This is a genomic window from Pseudomonas sp. MPFS, assembly GCF_022537035.1.
Lineage (GTDB): Bacteria > Pseudomonadota > Gammaproteobacteria > Pseudomonadales > Pseudomonadaceae > Aquipseudomonas > Aquipseudomonas sessilinigenes.
The window spans coordinates 6,300,799-6,317,462 of record NZ_CP066123.1; the positions used below are offsets into that span (position 1 = coordinate 6,300,799).

The window sequence follows — 16,664 nt, forward strand, 5'->3', positions numbered from 1 at the left end:
TAACGGCACGCCGGACGCCCCATGGCGCCCGGCTTTGGCCAAGGAGAGTCAGATGAACGCCAGTTTCCTCAAGCGCCTGCTGCTATCGGCCCTGCTGCTGTGCAGCAGCCAGGTACTGTGGGCCGACCAGAGCAGCGACAACGTGTATTTCACCATGGGCGTGCACAACGACAAGGGGTGCACCATTGCCAACAACTATTGCGTCGCCAAGCGCAAGACCGGCGAGCCTAGCGATCCGTCGTTCCCGGCCACCTGGATCAGCGACTGGACCATGTACCGGGTCTTCAACAACTACAAGGACAATCCACCGCCCTACAGCAACCCGCCCAGTACCCTGAAGCCGGCCGACTACACCGTGTCCAAGGGCAGCACCTACTACGACATCAGCTATGTGCCCAAGGACGGCGACGGCCAGGGCGCGATGATGGAGCACTACGAGAAGTATTGCCTGCCGATCTTCCCGATCAAGGACAACAACTACACCTGCTCCTTCGTCTCCCTGGGCAACAAGGCCTACTTCCTGACCTATCCCGAGGACCGTCCGAAGGACATGCCCGCCTGCTGCATGTTCTCGCCCATGAACCATCCGCCAGCCCAGGACTTCATCAGGCACCTGCCCTACGACGCCCGCCGCAGCCAGAACATCGGCGCCAGCGTGCAGGCCTATGCACTGGAGATCCCGGCCAAGAACAGTGCCCCCGTCCTGTTCGGCTATGCCTTCAACAAGCAGGCCACCAGCGACGGTTCCGGCCAGCCGGCGTTCCGCCACCCGCAGTCGTTCTATTTCTCCGGCGATGTCAGCGATGCCAATGCGCCGATCATCAGCCAGAACTACGTGAACTTCCGTGTCGCTAAGCCAGACCCGGCGACGACCTGGGACCAGGTGGCGCAGATGTGCCCGAACAATCCCCCGCCCTGCAAGTTGTTCAACCCGCCTTCCTCGCTGAGCAACGGCAAACGCGCCCAGTGGAACCAACTCACGCCCGAGGGCAAGTGACAGGAGCCTCCTCATGAAGAACTGGAGCCGTTGCACCGCCCTGTTGCTATTGGGTGCGGCCAGCTTGCCGGCCATTGCCCTGCAGCCCACGGCAGCGACCTCGCAGACCGTCGGCCAATGCCCACCGCTCCCAATGGTCCCTGCGGCCGGAGCGTCGCAGCAGGCCTTCGATCAATACAGCTGGCAGATGTTCATCGCCTTGAACTGGCCGGCCCTGGCCGGGCAGCGCGGCTCCCCGGATTGCAACAAGCCTTTGGGCAGCGCTGGCGATACCGTGTGGCAGAGCTACAAGAGCATCGCCGAGACCTTCCTGCCCGAGGGCCAGGACCCAGGCCCCTGGAACACTCCGTCCAAGACCCGGAACCTGAGCCTGATCAACATCGCCGCGGTGAAGAACAACCAGGTGGTGCAATCGGACCTGCAGGCCGTGGGCGGCTGGCTGATCGACCAGCGCCAGAACCCGACCTACTACGACATCGCCACCAACCAGGTGTCCTACAGCTACATCGTCGACAACCAGTTCTACAACGCCGATATCGTCGAGGCGGCCCAGAGCATCAAGTTCCCCAGCAACGCCACGGAGGTCAAGTCCAGCTGGCGCATCATGACCACCAACGACGACACCAGCCGCTACCTGACGATGCAGGCCCAGGTCACGAAGTTCGACGACCAGGGCAAGCCCATTGGCGTGATGGACGCCAACCTGGGGCTGGTGGGGCTGCACATCATCACCAAGGTGGATGGCTTCCCGCAGTGGGTCTGGTCGACCTTCGAGCAAGTCGACAACGTGCCGCCCAAGGTCCAGCAAGGGAACCAGTGGGTGGATCAGCCGGCAGCCGGCGTCTTCTACTCCTACTACGATGCTTCGGCCCCGGCGGACAAGGTCAACCAGTCGCCCTGCAACTGGCAGCCGGTGAGCTCGGGCATGGTGTGCCAGCCCAAGCCCGGCGCCAGCTTCAAGACCCCGGACCCGCTGAACCGCTACACCCCGATCACCGCTGATACCCAGCAGGTCAACGGCCAGTTCCAGAGCAGCCCGCCTGTGCAGTCCAGCGTGTTCAAGCACTACCAGCTGATCACTACCCAACGGCCGCAGCAGCCCAACAACCCGGGTAACCCGCAGGGCTCACCGACGCCGTCGCTGTCGGCCAACGTCACCATGGAGGCCTATATCCAGCCCAGCAGCAGTTGCATGAACTGCCACACCATGGCGACGCCGCTGAACAGCCTCAGCAAGAGCGATTTCTCCTACGTGTTCCGTTTCGCCAAAGCCCCTGCAACCGCCAGCCACCAGGCCAAGGAATAGACCATGAGCATATTGAACGGACCCCGGCTGAACTTCTGGGGCGGCATTTCCACCGATGTCAGCGTGCCCAACAACTCGCCGACGTTGCCCACCGGCGCGACCAGCACGATGGATCTGTTCGACCTCACGACCTCGATCATGTCCCCCGCCGCCAAGGACTACAGTGACGATCAGTTGTATGCGTTGATCAACGCCCCCGATCCCGAGATCGGTCCCCAGAGCCGCTACACCGCGGGCGGCTGGAATCACTACGGCGACCATGTGGTGAGCCTGCAGAATGCACGGATCAGCTCCCAGGGCACCCCGGGCAACATCGAGCCCAGCGGCGACCTGGTCGGCCAACCGGTGTACCTGCTCGGCTCCCTGGTCCCCGGCACCGGGCAAGGCCCCTACTCGGGGCCGATGATGGTCGACCTGGACCCGACGGCGACCACCACCACGCAGATTTTCGTCGGTGGCCTGCAGATCGGCGATGGCGACACACCCCAACTGCTGATTCGCTGGGACAGCGTGTGCAGCAGTTTCGACGTCAACACCCGGGTACTGCTGCCGCGCACCATGGACTCGCCCGGCTCCTTCCATGGCAGCGGCACCTTCCAGCTGACGTTCCCCCTGAGCAGCATCGTCAGCTACAACCACGCCAGCCCCGGGCTCAAGGCGCTGATCGAGGATCCACGCGCCACCGGCCTGGTCCTGCGCTTCGTGATGTTCGAAATGTGCCCGACCTTGACCACCGCGCAACTGAACGCCGACTACGCGGCCAATCAGTTCAGCCCCAACCCGAGCATTGGCCGGGTCATCGGCACGCTGGCCACCGCCTATGCCAACGAGCCGCAGATCTGCCCGCCAGGCCGGCAACTGGTCAATGCCGATGAGAACATCGGCAGCGTCGCCTATGCCGAGGTCGCCAACGACCTGCTGAGCCTGGACATGGTCAACCTGATCCCCAAGCAGACCTTCAGGGCCCGGCGCGACGACATCACCAGCCCCATAGGTCCCAATGTCAACTACGGCACCGTCACCATCGCGGCGGGCAACACTTCCCTGGCCATCTACCAGCCCGATGATCCAATGTTGCTCGACTACTACCTGTACGGGGGCATCATCGACGTGCCCCTGAACGCCACCTTGTTGCAGCAGGTCCAGAGCAATCCCTTGAACATCTCTGCCCCCGGGACGGCCGGCAGTGGAGCGCTGTCCGCCCCCGAGATTGCCTATCGGGTCTACACCGATCAGCGCAACAGCTACTTCGATCCCAACGACCGCAGCATCCAGGTCACCTTGCAAGCCCGCTATCTTGGCGGCCCGATGCCGGAGGACATTCAGATCGGCATCACGGCGGCGGCGACCAACACTTACCAGGGCAAGCGGTACTGGGATTTCCTGCAGTTCCCGAATTCGTTGACGGTTCCGGCTGGCCAGTCCTCGGTGAGCTTTAACATCAGTCCGCAGAGCGGTTCCAGCGGCCTGGCCGGTTTCACCACGCTGACCTACATCATCAACAACGACACCACTTATCCGACCTACAGCAACTTCCGCAAATACTCGCGCACCGATTTCGGCATCCCGGCCGGCAGCCAGGTCACCTGGGACCAGGTCTACGAAAACGTACTGCGCTTCCATTACCTGGCCTTCCCGGCCATGTCGCGCTACATCCAGCTCAACCAGCCCGACGCGGTAATGGGGGCCAAGCAGGCGATCCTCGCGCGGATCTCTCCCGACTACCAGAACACCACGCTGTACATGTCGGTGGTGCGCTCGATGTCGCCGAGCCAGCGCGCGTTGCTCACCGCCTGGCTCAACGGCACCCCATGGCAGCCTTGAAGGAGAAGACGCCCATGCCCGTTGCCCTGCATATCCCCGCACAGCCGGAACAGCATCTGCGCCCCAGCCGCATCGTGGCCCAAGGCCTGCTCAACCCTCGTGGCGCCTGCCTGCAGAAAGATGGCAGCCTGCTGCTGGCCGAAGCCGGCTCGGGGTTGCCCGAGCAGCCCTTCAGCGGTCGAATCAGCTGTCTGCGCCCGAACCCGCAAGCTCCCGGCGAATACTTGCCACCCGAGGTCCTGGCCCAGGGCTTTCGCTCGATGAACATGCAATCGCGCATGTTGCGCGATGAAATCATGGGCCTGTCGGACATCGCCCTCGGAGCCGGTCGCTGCCTGGCCAGCCAGACCGACTACGTCGCCGGCTCGAAGCTCATCGACCTGCAATACAGTCCGCCCGAGCCACTGTTCCACAGTCGCGGCAACCTCAACTCGCTGTGTTATCACCCCGGCCGCCAGAGCTGGCTGTCGGTCAAGCCCGATACCAATCAACTGGTGGAGTTCGCCGGTGATGGCGAACAGGTACTGGCCCAATTGCCCGACCTGGACCAGGGCCAGGAAGCGGTGCCTGTGACCCTGGTGTACGAACCACAGACCGGGGCGGTGCTGATCAGCCTGTTTTCCGGTGAACTGCGCCGCGATCCGGCACGCCAGGGGATCGAGTTCGCCGACAAGGCCGGCCAGGTGATCCGGGTATGGCCTGAAAACGGGCGGATCGAGGTGCTGGTACGCGGGCTGCAACTGCCCACCGGCCTGGCCCTGGACCCACAGGGACGGGTCCTGGTACTGGAGTTGTGCGACCGGTTGTTGCAGCCGTTGCAGCCCGACTGGGCAGGCGAGGCCTTGCATGGCGGGTTCGCCCGTTTCAGCGGGCGCCTGCTGCGCTGCGACCTGCGACAGCGCAGCGTGCAGGTACTGGCCAGCGGCCTGGATACACCCTCCAACCTGTGTTGTGTCGAGGGCGCGGTGCTGGTCAGCGAAGGCATGGGACTGAGTGGGCGGGCGATTCCCACGCCGGACCAGCGGGTGGTCGCACTGGATGGGCGCCTGCGGCGGGTGGCGTTATAGGGGCCCGGTCGGTCGGGCACCCGGGCTGGCCAAAGCCGTAAGCTGGCTGTGCGCTACGGTCGTCTTCAGGGGACCGTAGCGCACAACGCATCAACGAAATCGAGCGGCGATGGTCAAGGGATACAGCGCAAAGTTGACGATGAACGCCAGCAGGCTCAGGTGCCATTCGGGCTTGATCCGGTACAGCGCGGTGAAACCCGCTCGGGTGCGCCAGTACCAGGTGGCGAGGTCGCAAGGTCGCGGTCCATCCGCATTACGCGGCGAAACCGGGCTGCGCACCAGCGCGGTCAGGATCAAGGCCAGGATCACGGCGACGGCATTGAGCCAGAGCGTGCCCAGTACACCGAGCGGCCCCAACAGGATGCCGGCGGCCAGCGGTCCGATCAGTGCCGAGGAGGAGCCGACGAGGCTTCTCAGGCGCACGGCATCCGTGATTCGTTCAGCGGCGACCAGGCCGGGGGTCAGGCTCATCTGGACCGGCTCGCGAATACCGATGCTGATACCGGAAATCGCCAGGCAGATACCGATCGCCAAGGGCTGGTAGAGATCCAGCGTCCCCAGGCCTGCCAGCACCAGCGTCACGGCCGTGCTGACGGTGTAACAGCCAACCAGCAGGCGCTGGCGGTCATACTCATCGCCCAGCCAGCCGCACAAGGCCCGGGACAACACATCGGCGAAGGTGGCAATGGCAACGAAGACAGAAAACAACAGCGGATCGCCCGTCTTGTCCAGGACCCACCAGGCAATCGCCAACGGGCCGCAACGGGCCCCCACGGCATTCAGCAAGGCCGCGAGCTGGAGCAAATAGAAGCTGCGCCCCAGGCCACTGAACGACGATGCGGTCATCGCGCCTGGCGTCCGAGGGCGATACCGGTGTCCAGGCCAATCGCCAGATGGTGGCCTGGCGGCCCACCCACGATGCCCCCAGGCAGCCGCTTGCAGCGCCTCATGTAAGACCTCCATCCATAGTGTCTTGCTCAAGCCCCCGGAACACCTTGCCAGGTACCGCAGGTTGTATATCGGGCAAAAATGAAAACCCCCGCGAGGCGGGGGTTTCGTAGGAGACTTCAGTGAGAAGTTCCGGGGAGCGGCTTAGAACGGAATATCGTCATCGAAGCTGTCGAAGTCCGGTGCCGGCTGCGGCGCAGGCTGTTGTGGCGCTGGACGCTGTGGAGCCTGTTGCGGGCGTGGCGCCTGCTGGCGAGGTGCGGACTGCTGGTAGTTGTTGCCGCCGCCCTGTTGGTCGCCCTGTTGGGGACGGCCACCCAGCAGCTGCATGGTGCCCTGCATGTCGACGATGATTTCAGTGGTGTAGCGCTTGATGCCGTCTTTTTCCCACTCGCGGGTCTGCAGCTTGCCTTCGATGTAGACCTGGGACCCCTTGCGCAGGTACTCGCCGGCGATCTCCGCGACCTTGCCGAACATCGAAACGCGGTGCCATTCGGTGCGCTCGACCTTCTGGCCGGTTTGCTTGTCGGTCCACTGCTCGCTGGTGGCCAGGCTCAGGTTGGTCACCGCGTTACCGTTAGGCAGGTAGCGAACTTCGGGATCCTGGCCGCAAGTGCCGACCAATATGACTTTGTTAACCCCACGGGCCATAACGTTCTCCTAGGCTTCGCGCGGCGACGGAGCTGAATTGACCAGCTGCTCGAGGGTCGCGCGATCCAATAATTCGGTATCCAATTTGATGTAAATGGCAGCCTCCTCGGCCACCACCACGGCATCTGTTACTCCAACGACGGCCTTCAGGCGCTCGACCAGGCCGGCTTCGCGGATCGCTTCGGGCGATAACGGCAAGCGCAGGCTCGTCACATACGGAGGCTCGCGCATGGTAACAGCAAAGGTTAGCCAGAGTGCAGCCAGAGCTGCGCATCCGAGGAACACAACCGACAAACCGCCATGCTGGAACAACCAACCGCCGAGGATGCCGCCCAGTGCGGAACCCAGGAACTGGCTGGTGGAATACACCCCCATCGCCGTGCCCTTGCCGCCTGCCGGCGAAACCTTGCTGATCAGCGACGGCAGGGAGGCCTCCAACAGGTTGAAGGCGGTGAAGAACACCACCGTGCCGATCACCAGCGCCTGCAAGCTGTTGCCGAACTCCCAGAAGAATAGCTCGGTGAGCAGCAGCGTACCGACCGCGCCCAGCAGAACTCGTTTCATTTTGCGTTTCTTCTCGCCATAGATGATGAACGGGATCATGGCGAAGAAGGAAATCAGCAGCGCGGTCAGGTACACCCACCAGTGCTGGTCCTTGGGCAGGCCGGCTTTCTCCACCAGGGCCAGGGGCAAGGCGACGAAGCTCGACATCAGCATCGCGTGGAGCACGAAGATGCCCAGGTCCAGGCGCAGCAGGTCGGGGTGCTTGAGGGTAGGCAGCAAGGCCTGGCGGGCCACGCCGGACTCTCGATGCTGCAACGTACCGGTAGAGCGCGGAACCATGAAGGCGATGATCAGGATGCCCACCAGGGCCATGGCCCCCGTGGCCAGGAACAATCCAGAGAGACCGAAGCTACGGGTCAGCAGTGGACCGACCACCATCGCCACCGCGAAGGACAAGCCGATGGTCATGCCGATCATCGCCATGGCCTTGGTCCGGTGCTGCTCGCGCGTCAGGTCCGACAACAGCGCCATCACCGCCGCGGAAATGGCTCCTGCCCCCTGCAGGATACGTCCGGCAATCACGCCCCAGATCGAATCGGCGTTGGCCGCCAGCACGCTACCCAGGGCGAACACGATCAGCCCGAGGTAAATGACCGGGCGCCGACCGATGCGGTCGGAAATGATCCCGAAGGGAATCTGGAACAGCGCCTGGGTCAGGCCGTAGGCGCCAATCGCCAACCCGATCAGGGCCGGGGTCGCTCCTGCGAGATCCATTCCATAGGTTGCCAGGACCGGCAGGACCATAAACATGCCAAGCATACGGAAGGCGAACACCAGGGCCAGACCGCTTGCTGCGCGGGTCTCGCTACCGCTCATGCGTTCGCTGTGGGGATCGTGCATGGAAAAACCTCGTGTGAACCGGCGGCGATTCTACCAGTCCCATCGATAGAGGGGATATATGGCGACGCTTTGCCGCGCAGCCTCTTCCAGTGATCGAAAAAGCACCGCCAATAGTGTGCATCCATCCAGTGTTTAGTTTTATACTCCTGCCTTTACGCCCGCCGATCGAGGCCTCTTTTGGACAAGATTCTGATTCGTGGGGCCCGTACCCACAACCTGAAGAACATCGACCTGACCCTGCCCCGGGACAAGTTGATCGTCATCACCGGGCTGTCTGGGTCCGGCAAGTCGTCCCTGGCCTTCGACACGCTCTATGCCGAGGGCCAGCGCCGCTATGTCGAGTCGCTATCGGCCTATGCCCGACAGTTCCTGTCGATGATGGAAAAGCCCGATGTAGACACCATCGAAGGGCTCTCTCCGGCGATTTCCATCGAACAGAAATCCACCTCCCACAACCCTCGCTCCACTGTCGGCACCATCACCGAGATCTACGACTACCTGCGCCTGCTCTATGCCCGCGTCGGTACTCCACGTTGCCCGGACCACGACATCCCACTGGAGGCCCAGACCGTCAGCCAGATGGTCGATCTGGTATTGGCCCAGCCCGAGGGTAGCAAGCTGATGCTGCTGGCGCCGGTGATTCGCGAACGCAAGGGTGAGCATCTCTCGGTATTCGAAGAACTGCGCGCCCAAGGCTTCGTTCGTGCGCGGGTCGACGGCAAGTTGTTCGAGCTGGATGAAGTGCCGAAGCTGGATAAGCAGAAGAAGCACTCGATCGATGTCGTGGTCGATCGCTTCAAGGTCAGGGCCGACTTGCAGCAGCGCCTGGCCGAATCCTTCGAGACGGCGCTGGGCCTGGCCGACGGTATCGCCCTGGTGGCGCCGATGGATGATGAACCTGGGGAGGAGATGATCTTCTCTGCGCGCTTTGCCTGCCCGATCTGCGGTCACGCCATCAGCGAGCTGGAACCCAAGCTGTTCTCCTTCAACAACCCTGCCGGCGCCTGCCCGACCTGCGATGGCCTGGGGGTCAAGCAGTTCTTCGACGTCAAGCGCCTGGTCAATGGCGAGCTGACCCTGGCCGAAGGCGCGATCCGAGGCTGGGACAGGCGCAACGTCTATTACTTCCAGATGCTCGGGTCACTGGCCGCCCACTACGGCTTCAGCCTGGAAGTGCCGTTCAACCAGCTACCGGCCGACCAGCAGAAGGTCGTCCTCAACGGCAGCGGCACGCAGAATGTCGACTTCAAGTACCTGAACGACCGGGGCGATATCGTCAAGCGCTCCCATCCGTTCGAAGGCATAGTGCCGAACCTGGAGCGCCGCTATCGGGAAACCGAGTCGGCTACCGTGCGCGAGGAGTTGGCCAAGTTCCTCAGCACCCAACCTTGCCCGGATTGCCGCGGGACTCGCCTGCGGCGTGAGTCGCGACATGTCTGGGTCGGGGAGAAAACCCTGCCGGCGGTCACCAGCCTGCCCATCGGCGACGCCACCGATTACTTCGCCACCCTCAAGCTCACCGGGCGCCGTGGCGAGATCGCCGACAAGATCCTCAAGGAAATTAGCGAGCGCCTGCAGTTCCTGGTCAATGTCGGGCTCGACTACCTGACCCTGGACCGCAGTGCCGACACCCTCTCCGGCGGCGAGGCCCAGCGGATTCGCCTGGCCAGCCAGATCGGTGCCGGCCTGGTAGGGGTGATGTACATCCTCGACGAGCCTTCCATCGGCCTGCACCAGCGAGACAACGATCGCCTGCTCGGAACGCTCAAGCACCTGCGTGACATCGGCAACACCGTGATCGTGGTCGAGCACGACGAGGATGCCATCCGACTTGCCGACTACGTGGTGGATATCGGCCCGGGCGCCGGGGTGCATGGCGGCCAGATCGTCGCCGAAGGTACTGCCGCCGAAGTCATGGAGCACCCCGATTCCCTGACCGGCAAGTACCTGTCGGGCCGGGTGAAGATCGTGGTCCCGGCCAAGCGCACGCCACGCAACAAGAAGCTGTCCCTGACCCTCAAGGGTGCGCGCGGCAACAACCTGCGCAATGTCGACTTGGAGATTCCGATCGGCTTGCTGACCTGCGTCACCGGGGTCTCGGGCTCGGGTAAATCGACGTTGATCAACAACACCCTGTTCCCGTTGAGTGCCACTGCGCTGAACGGCGCCACCACCTTGGAGGCGGCTGCACACGACAGCATCAATGGGTTGCAGCACCTGGACAAGGTGGTGGACATCGACCAAAGCCCGATCGGTCGTACGCCTCGCTCCAACCCAGCCACCTATACCGGGCTCTTCACGCCTATTCGCGAGCTATTCGCCGGGGTACCGGAATCGCGCTCCCGTGGTTATGGCCCGGGGCGCTTCTCCTTCAACGTCAAGGGTGGCCGTTGCGAAGCTTGCCAGGGCGACGGCCTGATCAAGGTGGAGATGCACTTCCTGCCGGACATCTACGTGCCTTGCGACGTCTGCAAGAGCAAGCGCTACAACCGCGAGACCCTGGAGATCAAGTACAAGGGCAAGAGCATCCACGAGGTCCTGGAAATGACCATCGAGGAAGCGCGTGAGTTCTTCGATCCGGTACCGGCCCTGGCGCGTAAGCTGCAGACGCTGATGGATGTGGGCTTGTCCTACATCAAGCTCGGCCAATCGGCCACGACCTTGTCCGGCGGAGAGGCACAACGGGTCAAGCTGTCCCGCGAGCTGTCCAAGCGAGACACCGGCAAGACCCTGTATATCCTCGATGAGCCGACCACCGGCCTGCATTTTGCGGATATCCAGCAGTTGCTGGACGTCCTGCATCGCCTGCGCGACCACGGCAACACCGTGGTGGTGATCGAGCACAACCTGGATGTGATCAAGACCGCCGACTGGCTGGTGGACCTCGGCCCGGAAGGCGGCTCCAAAGGCGGCCAGATCATTGCGGTAGGGACACCGGAACAAGTGGCTGAGATGCCTCAGTCGCACACCGGGCATTATCTCAAGCCATTGCTGATCCGCGATCGGGCCTGACGGCCATGAAAAAGCCCCTGGTACCGTGTGGCACCAGGGGCTTTTTTTGTTTCTGGCATCCGCTGGGGATTCGCCAATGCGGCCTGCGATCAGAACTGCGATTGCAGGTAGTTCTCAAGGCCGATGGACTTGATCAGGCCCAGCTGCTTCTCCAGCCAGTACGTATGGTCTTCCTCGGTGTCCGCCAGCTGGACCCGCAGGATGTCACGGCTGATGTAGTCCTTGTGTAGCTCGCACAGCTCAATACCCTTGCACAGTGCGGCACGCACCTTGTATTCCAGGCGCAGGTCACTGGCCAACATGTCAGGCACCGTGGTGCCAGTATCCAGATCATCAGGGCGCATGCGCGGCGTACCTTCGAGCATCAGGATACGTCGAATCAAGGCGTCGGCGTGTTGCGCCTCTTCCTCCATCTCGTGGTTGATACGCTCATAGAGCTTGGTGAAGCCCCAATCTTCGTACATCCGCGAATGAATGAAATATTGGTCACGTGCTGCCAGTTCGCCCGTCAGCAACGTGTTGAGGTAATCGATTACGTCCGGGTGACCTTGCATCGCCCTACATCTCCCTGCTTGAAAGTGGATAGTTTGAACCAAGCTGACTCGCAGGTCACTTAAAAACAGCATGAAAAGTGAAGATTATCTGAGAAAAGCAGTACAAATAACGCAAAAACCGCCCAAATGAGGGCGGTTCTGCTTCTTATTTAGACTTAGTTGATCGATACACCCAAGGCCTTGGCGATACCTTCGCCATAAGCTGGGTCCGCCTTGACGAAGTGCTGCAACTGGCGCTGCACCACATCGGCGGTCACCCCGGCCATGGCGCCGGCGATATTGCTGATCAGCAGGGTCTTTTGTTCATCGTTCATCAGGCGAAACAGGGCTCCGGCATGGCTGTAGTAATCGCTGTCTTCACGATGGTCATAGCGATCGGCTGCGCCACTGAGGGCCAAGGCCGGCTCGGCGTAGCGTGGCGCCTGCTTTGGTGCATCGCTGTAGCTGTTGGGTTCATAGTTCGGAGCTGCACCACCATTGGCACCAAAGGCCATCGCACCGTCTCGCTGATAGCTGTTCACGGGGCTCAGCGGGGCGTTCACCGGCAATTGCTGGTGATTGGTACCAACGCGGTAGCGATGAGCATCGGCATAGGCAAATACCCGGCCCTGCAGCATACGGTCAGGCGACAGGCCAACGCCCGGAACCATATTGCTTGGACCAAATGCCGCCTGCTCGACCTCGGCGAAATAGTTCAGCGGGTTGCGGTTCAACTCCAGCTCACCAACCTCGATCAGTGGGAACTCTTTTTGCGACCAGGTCTTGGTCACATCGAAGGGGTTCTCGTAATGCGCTGCTGCCTGAGCCTCGGTCATGACCTGAATGCAAACGCTCCACTTGGGGAAGTCGCCACGCTCGATGGCACTGAACAGATCGCGCTGGGCATAGTCCGGATCGGTACCAGCCAGACGAGCAGCCTCTGCCGGAGCCAGGTTCTTGATCCCTTGCTTGGTCTTGTAGTGCCATTTGACCCAGTGCCGCTCGCCCTTGGCATTGATCAGGCTGTAGGTGTGGCTGCCGAAGCCGTGCATATGACGGTAGCCATCTGGAATACCCCGATCAGAGAAGAGGATGGTGACCTGGTGCAGGGCTTCTGGCGAATGCGACCAGAAGTCCCACATTGCCTGGGCGCTCTTCAGGTTGCTTTGAGGGAGACGCTTCTGGGTGTGGATAAAATCCGGAAACTTCAGCGGGTCGCGAATGAAGAACACCGGTGTGTTATTACCGACGATGTCCCAGTTGCCTTCCTCGGTATAGAACTTGAGAGCAAAGCCACGAGGATCGCGCTCGGTATCAGCCGAACCCCGTTCACCACCCACAGTAGAGAAGCGCAAGAAGGTAGGAGTCTTTTTACCTACTGACTCGAACAGCTTGGCACTGGTGTACTGCGTGATGTCTCGGGAAACCGTGAAGGTGCCATAGGCACCCGAGCCCTTGGCGTGCACACGGCGCTCAGGAATGTTTTCGCGGTTGAAATGGGCAAGCTTTTCGATCAGGTGGAAATCATCGAGAAGCAGCGGGCCACGTGGGCCGGCAGAGCGGGAATTCTGGTTGTCAGCGACAGGAGCGCCACTTGCGGTCGTAAGAATTTTGGTCTGGCTCATGCTCAATATTCCTCTGTCAGTCTGGGAACTGCCGGCTAATCGGCTGACAAAGAGTATTGACCATCAACATTACAACATCCAATGCATTACATTTCGAAACTCAATAGAAATTTGCAATGGATATAGAAACAAAAAACCGGGCACTAGGCCCGGTTCTTTGTTTCAGACTGACGTCTTACTCAGCGGATACAGCTTCGCCGCCGACAGCACGATCAACCAGTTCAACGTACGCCATAGGAGCGTTGTCACCAGCGCGGAAACCGCACTTGAGGATGCGCAGGTAGCCACCCTCACGGGTAGCGTAACGCTTGCCCAGGTCGTTGAAGAGCTTGCCAACGATAGCTTTCGAACGAGTACGGTCGAAAGCCAGACGACGGTTAGCAACGCTGTCTGTCTTGGCCAGAGTGATCAGCGGCTCGGCAACGCGGCGCAGTTCTTTGGCTTTTGGCAGAGTAGTTTTGATCAGCTCGTGCTCGAACAGCGACACCGCCATGTTCTGGAACATGGCCTTGCGGTGCGAGCTGGTGCGGCTCAGGTGACGCCCACTTTTACGATGACGCATGGTTCATTCCTTACCAAACACAACGTTCGGTGATTACGACGATCAGGCAGTCGCCTTGTCGTCCTTCTTAAGACTTGCAGGCGGCCAGTTATCGAGGCGCATGCCGAGGGACAGACCGCGGGAGGCCAGAACATCCTTGATTTCAGTCAGGGATTTCTTGCCCAGGTTCGGAGTCTTCAACAGTTCTACTTCGGTACGCTGAATCAGGTCGCCGATGTAGTAAATGTTTTCCGCCTTAAGGCAGTTAGCCGAACGTACAGTCAGTTCCAGATCGTCAACCGGGCGAAGAAGGATCGGATCGATCTCGTCTTCCTGCTCGACTACCACTGGCTCACTGTCACCTTTGAGGTCGACGAACGCAGCCAACTGCTGTTGCAGGATGGTTGCAGCACGACGGATAGCCTCTTCAGGATCCAGGGTACCGTTGGTTTCCAGATCAATAACCAGCTTGTCCAGGTTGGTACGCTGCTCGACACGGGCGTTTTCCACCACGTAGGCGATACGGCGAACCGGGCTGAACGAAGAGTCAAGCTGCAAGCGACCAATGCTGCGGCTTTCGTCTTCATCGCTTTGACGCGAGTCGGCCGGCTCATAACCACGACCACGAGCTACTACGAGCTTCATGTTCAGAGCGCCGTTAGACGCCAGGTTAGCGATTACGTGATCGGGGTTAACGATCTCGACATCATGATCCAGCTGAATATCGGCAGCGGTAACCACCCCCGAACCCTTCTTCGACAAGGTCAGCGTAACTTCGTCACGGCCGTGCAGCTTGATAGCCAGACCTTTAAGGTTCAACAGGATTTCAATTACGTCTTCCTGTACACCTTCGATGGCGCTGTACTCGTGGAGCACACCGTCAATCTCGGCCTCGACTACTGCACAGCCGGGCATTGAGGACAACAGGATGCGGCGCAGCGCGTTGCCCAGGGTGTGGCCAAAACCACGCTCGAGAGGCTCGAGGGTGATCTTGGCGCGGGTTGGACTGACAACCTGCACATCAATATGGCGGGGTGTCAGGAACTCATTTACCGAAATCTGCATGGATGCACCTATTTTCTAGCCCTTACTTGGAGTAGAGCTCGACAATCAGGCTTTCGTTGATGTCGGCGGACAGATCACTGCGAGCTGGAACGTTCTTGAAAACGCCCGACTTCTTCTCAGTGTCTACTTCTACCCATTCTACGCGGCCACGTTGGGCACACAGATCGAGAGCTTGGACAATGCGAAGTTGGTTTTTTGCTTTCTCGCGAACAGCAACCACGTCACCAGCACGAACCTGGTAGGACGGAACGTTAACGGTCTGACCGTTTACGCTGATCGACTTGTGCGATACCAGCTGACGGGATTCGGCACGAGTAGAACCGAAGCCCATGCGGTACACAACGTTGTCCAGACGGCATTCAAGCAGTTGCAACAGGTTTTCGCCGGTTGCGCCTTTCTTGCCAGCTGCTTGCTTGTAGTAGCCGCTGAATTGACGCTCCAGAACGCCGTAGATACGACGAACTTTTTGCTTTTCACGCAGCTGGGTACCGTAGTCGGATTGACGACCACGACGCTGGCCGTGGATGCCAGGAGCTGCTTCGATGTTGCACTTGGATTCGATAGCGCGCACGCCGCTCTTCAGGAAGAGATCGGTGCCTTCGCGACGAGCCAGTTTGCATTTTGGACCAATGTAACGAGCCATTCTTTACAATCTCCTGGATTACACGCGGCGCTTCTTCGGCGGACGGCACCCGTTGTGCGGGATTGGCGTCACGTCGGTGATGCTGGCGATCTTGTAGCCACAGCCGTTCAAAGCGCGGACTGCGGATTCACGACCTGGACCTGGACCCTTGACGTTAACGTCGAGGTTCTTCAGGCCATATTCCAGCGCAGCTTGGCCAGCACGCTCAGCAGCTACTTGAGCAGCAAACGGGGTGGACTTACGAGAACCGCGGAAACCCGAACCACCGGAGGTTGCCCAGGAAAGAGCGTTACCTTGACGGTCGGTGATGGTCACGATGGTGTTGTTGAAAGACGCGTGGATATGGGCGATGCCATCAACCACTGTCTTTTTGATTTTCTTACGAGGACGAGCAGCAGGTTTTGCCATGACTAAATTCCTGTCGATTCGCTGGTGCGATTACTTGCGGATCGGCTTACGCGGACCTTTGCGAGTACGCGCGTTGGTCTTGGTACGCTGACCGCGTACTGGCAGACCACGACGATGGCGCAGACCGCGGTAGCAGCCCAGATCCATCAAGCGCTTGATTTTCATGTTGTTTTCGCGACGCAGATCACCTTCAGTGGTGAACTTCGCCACTTCGCCACGCAGCTGTTCAATTTGCTCGTCGCTCAGATCCTTGATCTTCGCAGCTGGGTTTACCCCAGTCACTGCACAGATTTTGTGTGCAGTAGTGCGACCAACACCATAGATGTAGGTCAGCGAGATAACAGTATGCTTGTTATCTGGAATGTTAACGCCTGCAATACGGGCCATTCAGTGGGACTCCAATTGACAGCTACCTACGCCCCGGAAGCCAAGAAATAGGGCGCGAGATAATATCGCTGTAATAACAAATAATCAACCCGGCAGCGCACTAGCTGCCGGGCTTGAAGCACAATCACACTCAGCCTTGGCGCTGCTTGTGACGTGGTTCCGCGCTGCAAATTACTCGAACAACACCTTCGCGGCGAATAATCTTGCAGTTACGGCACAGCTTTTTCACCGATGCACGAACTTTCATCACCAA

General features: G+C 60.5%; 16 protein-coding genes. 5 read left to right on the forward strand and 11 right to left on the reverse strand.

The features are described 5' to 3' along the window. Positions 1-52: 52 nt before the first annotated feature. The 4 genes from I9018_RS28930 to I9018_RS28945 are packed head-to-tail and all read left to right on the forward strand — an operon-like array spanning position 53 to position 5,194. The gene (locus tag I9018_RS28930; RefSeq protein WP_241108131.1) at positions 53-997 is read left to right on the forward strand and encodes a hypothetical protein; all 945 of its coding nucleotides are present in this window, start codon (positions 53-55) and stop codon (positions 995-997) included. A 13-nt stretch (positions 998-1,010) separates the two neighbouring features. Continuing rightward, positions 1,011-2,303: a hypothetical protein gene (locus I9018_RS28935; protein ID WP_241108132.1), complete on the forward strand. Its 1,293-nt coding sequence runs from the start codon at positions 1,011-1,013 to the stop codon at positions 2,301-2,303. Between the two features lie 3 nt (positions 2,304-2,306). After that, complete coding sequence (locus I9018_RS28940) at positions 2,307-4,127, forward strand: hypothetical protein (RefSeq protein WP_124347261.1); 1,821 nt, start codon at positions 2,307-2,309, stop codon at positions 4,125-4,127. Positions 4,128-4,141: 14 nt separating this feature from the next. Beyond that, positions 4,142-5,194 (forward strand): hypothetical protein, encoded by a 1,053-nt coding sequence (locus tag I9018_RS28945; RefSeq protein WP_241108133.1) that lies wholly within the window; start codon positions 4,142-4,144, stop codon positions 5,192-5,194. 90 nt (positions 5,195-5,284) lie between these two features. Here the strand turns inward: I9018_RS28945 and I9018_RS28950 are convergent, their stop codons facing one another. The 3 genes from I9018_RS28950 to I9018_RS28960 all read right to left on the reverse strand — a co-directional run bounded on the left by I9018_RS28950 (position 5,285) and on the right by I9018_RS28960 (position 8,197). Beyond that, positions 5,285-6,040: an MFS transporter gene (locus I9018_RS28950; protein ID WP_241108134.1), complete on the reverse strand. Its 756-nt coding sequence runs from the start codon at positions 6,038-6,040 to the stop codon at positions 5,285-5,287. Between the two features lie 246 nt (positions 6,041-6,286). Then, entirely contained in the window at positions 6,287-6,793 is a 507-nt protein-coding gene (locus tag I9018_RS28955) for a single-stranded DNA-binding protein (RefSeq protein ID WP_022641321.1), read from the reverse strand. Between the two features lie 9 nt (positions 6,794-6,802). Continuing rightward, positions 6,803-8,197, reverse strand: coding sequence for an MFS transporter (locus I9018_RS28960; RefSeq protein ID WP_241108135.1), 1,395 nt, complete (start codon positions 8,195-8,197; stop codon positions 6,803-6,805). A 177-nt stretch (positions 8,198-8,374) separates the two neighbouring features. On the opposite strand from I9018_RS28960, the gene uvrA reads away from it, so the two are divergent. Further along, positions 8,375-11,209 carry an excinuclease ABC subunit UvrA gene (gene uvrA, locus I9018_RS28965; protein ID WP_068577541.1) on the forward strand — a complete coding sequence of 945 codons (2,835 nt, stop codon included), beginning with the start codon at positions 8,375-8,377 and terminating at the stop codon, positions 11,207-11,209. An 89-nt stretch (positions 11,210-11,298) separates the two neighbouring features. Here the strand turns inward: uvrA and bfr are convergent, their stop codons facing one another. The 8 genes from bfr to rpmJ all read right to left on the reverse strand — a co-directional run bounded on the left by bfr (position 11,299) and on the right by rpmJ (position 16,658). Then, on the reverse strand, positions 11,299-11,763 hold the full coding sequence (gene bfr / locus I9018_RS28970; RefSeq protein WP_022641324.1) for a bacterioferritin: 465 nt from the start codon (positions 11,761-11,763) through the stop codon (positions 11,299-11,301). A 155-nt stretch (positions 11,764-11,918) separates the two neighbouring features. Then, positions 11,919-13,367: a catalase gene (locus tag I9018_RS28975; protein WP_068577543.1), complete on the reverse strand. Its 1,449-nt coding sequence runs from the start codon at positions 13,365-13,367 to the stop codon at positions 11,919-11,921. A 175-nt stretch (positions 13,368-13,542) separates the two neighbouring features. Further along, a complete protein-coding gene (gene rplQ, locus I9018_RS28980; protein WP_007955635.1) occupies positions 13,543-13,929 on the reverse strand; it encodes a 50S ribosomal protein L17 in 387 nt (128 codons plus the stop codon). Positions 13,930-13,971: 42 nt separating this feature from the next. Further along, positions 13,972-14,973, reverse strand: a complete 1,002-nt coding sequence (rpoA, locus tag I9018_RS28985) for a DNA-directed RNA polymerase subunit alpha (RefSeq protein WP_007970428.1) — start codon at positions 14,971-14,973, stop codon at positions 13,972-13,974. Positions 14,974-14,995: 22 nt separating this feature from the next. Continuing rightward, positions 14,996-15,616, reverse strand: coding sequence for a 30S ribosomal protein S4 (gene rpsD, locus I9018_RS28990; RefSeq protein ID WP_011063772.1), 621 nt, complete (start codon positions 15,614-15,616; stop codon positions 14,996-14,998). Positions 15,617-15,634: 18 nt separating this feature from the next. Next, positions 15,635-16,024 carry a 30S ribosomal protein S11 gene (gene rpsK, locus I9018_RS28995; protein WP_007924177.1) on the reverse strand — a complete coding sequence of 130 codons (390 nt, stop codon included), beginning with the start codon at positions 16,022-16,024 and terminating at the stop codon, positions 15,635-15,637. A 30-nt stretch (positions 16,025-16,054) separates the two neighbouring features. Further along, positions 16,055-16,411 carry a 30S ribosomal protein S13 gene (rpsM, locus tag I9018_RS29000; protein WP_022641369.1) on the reverse strand — a complete coding sequence of 119 codons (357 nt, stop codon included), beginning with the start codon at positions 16,409-16,411 and terminating at the stop codon, positions 16,055-16,057. Positions 16,412-16,541: 130 nt separating this feature from the next. Then, positions 16,542-16,658: a 50S ribosomal protein L36 gene (gene rpmJ, locus I9018_RS29005; protein WP_002555468.1), complete on the reverse strand. Its 117-nt coding sequence runs from the start codon at positions 16,656-16,658 to the stop codon at positions 16,542-16,544. Positions 16,659-16,664: the final 6 nt, after the last annotated feature.

Excerpts from the sequence above, each read along its gene's own strand:
- I9018_RS28930 (WP_241108131.1), top strand. The coding sequence starts at position 53 with ATGAACGCCAGTTTCCTCAAGCGCCTGCTGCTATCGGCCCTGCTGCTG.
- I9018_RS28935 (WP_241108132.1), top strand. The coding sequence starts at position 1,011 with ATGAAGAACTGGAGCCGTTGCACCGCCCTGTTGCTATTGGGTGCGGCC.
- I9018_RS28940 (WP_124347261.1), top strand. The coding sequence starts at position 2,307 with ATGAGCATATTGAACGGACCCCGGCTGAACTTCTGGGGCGGCATTTCC.
- I9018_RS28945 (WP_241108133.1), top strand. The coding sequence starts at position 4,142 with ATGCCCGTTGCCCTGCATATCCCCGCACAGCCGGAACAGCATCTGCGC.
- I9018_RS28950 (WP_241108134.1), bottom strand. The coding sequence starts at position 6,040 with ATGACCGCATCGTCGTTCAGTGGCCTGGGGCGCAGCTTCTATTTGCTC.
- I9018_RS28955 (WP_022641321.1), bottom strand. The coding sequence starts at position 6,793 with ATGGCCCGTGGGGTTAACAAAGTCATATTGGTCGGCACTTGCGGCCAG.
- I9018_RS28960 (WP_241108135.1), bottom strand. The coding sequence starts at position 8,197 with ATGCACGATCCCCACAGCGAACGCATGAGCGGTAGCGAGACCCGCGCA.
- bfr (WP_022641324.1), bottom strand. The coding sequence starts at position 11,763 with ATGCAAGGTCACCCGGACGTAATCGATTACCTCAACACGTTGCTGACG.
- I9018_RS28975 (WP_068577543.1), bottom strand. The coding sequence starts at position 13,367 with ATGAGCCAGACCAAAATTCTTACGACCGCAAGTGGCGCTCCTGTCGCT.
- rplQ (WP_007955635.1), bottom strand. The coding sequence starts at position 13,929 with ATGCGTCATCGTAAAAGTGGGCGTCACCTGAGCCGCACCAGCTCGCAC.
- rpoA (WP_007970428.1), bottom strand. The coding sequence starts at position 14,973 with ATGCAGATTTCGGTAAATGAGTTCCTGACACCCCGCCATATTGATGTG.
- rpsD (WP_011063772.1), bottom strand. The coding sequence starts at position 15,616 with ATGGCTCGTTACATTGGTCCAAAATGCAAACTGGCTCGTCGCGAAGGC.
- rpsK (WP_007924177.1), bottom strand. The coding sequence starts at position 16,024 with ATGGCAAAACCTGCTGCTCGTCCTCGTAAGAAAATCAAAAAGACAGTG.
- rpsM (WP_022641369.1), bottom strand. The coding sequence starts at position 16,411 with ATGGCCCGTATTGCAGGCGTTAACATTCCAGATAACAAGCATACTGTT.
- rpmJ (WP_002555468.1), bottom strand. The coding sequence starts at position 16,658 with ATGAAAGTTCGTGCATCGGTGAAAAAGCTGTGCCGTAACTGCAAGATT.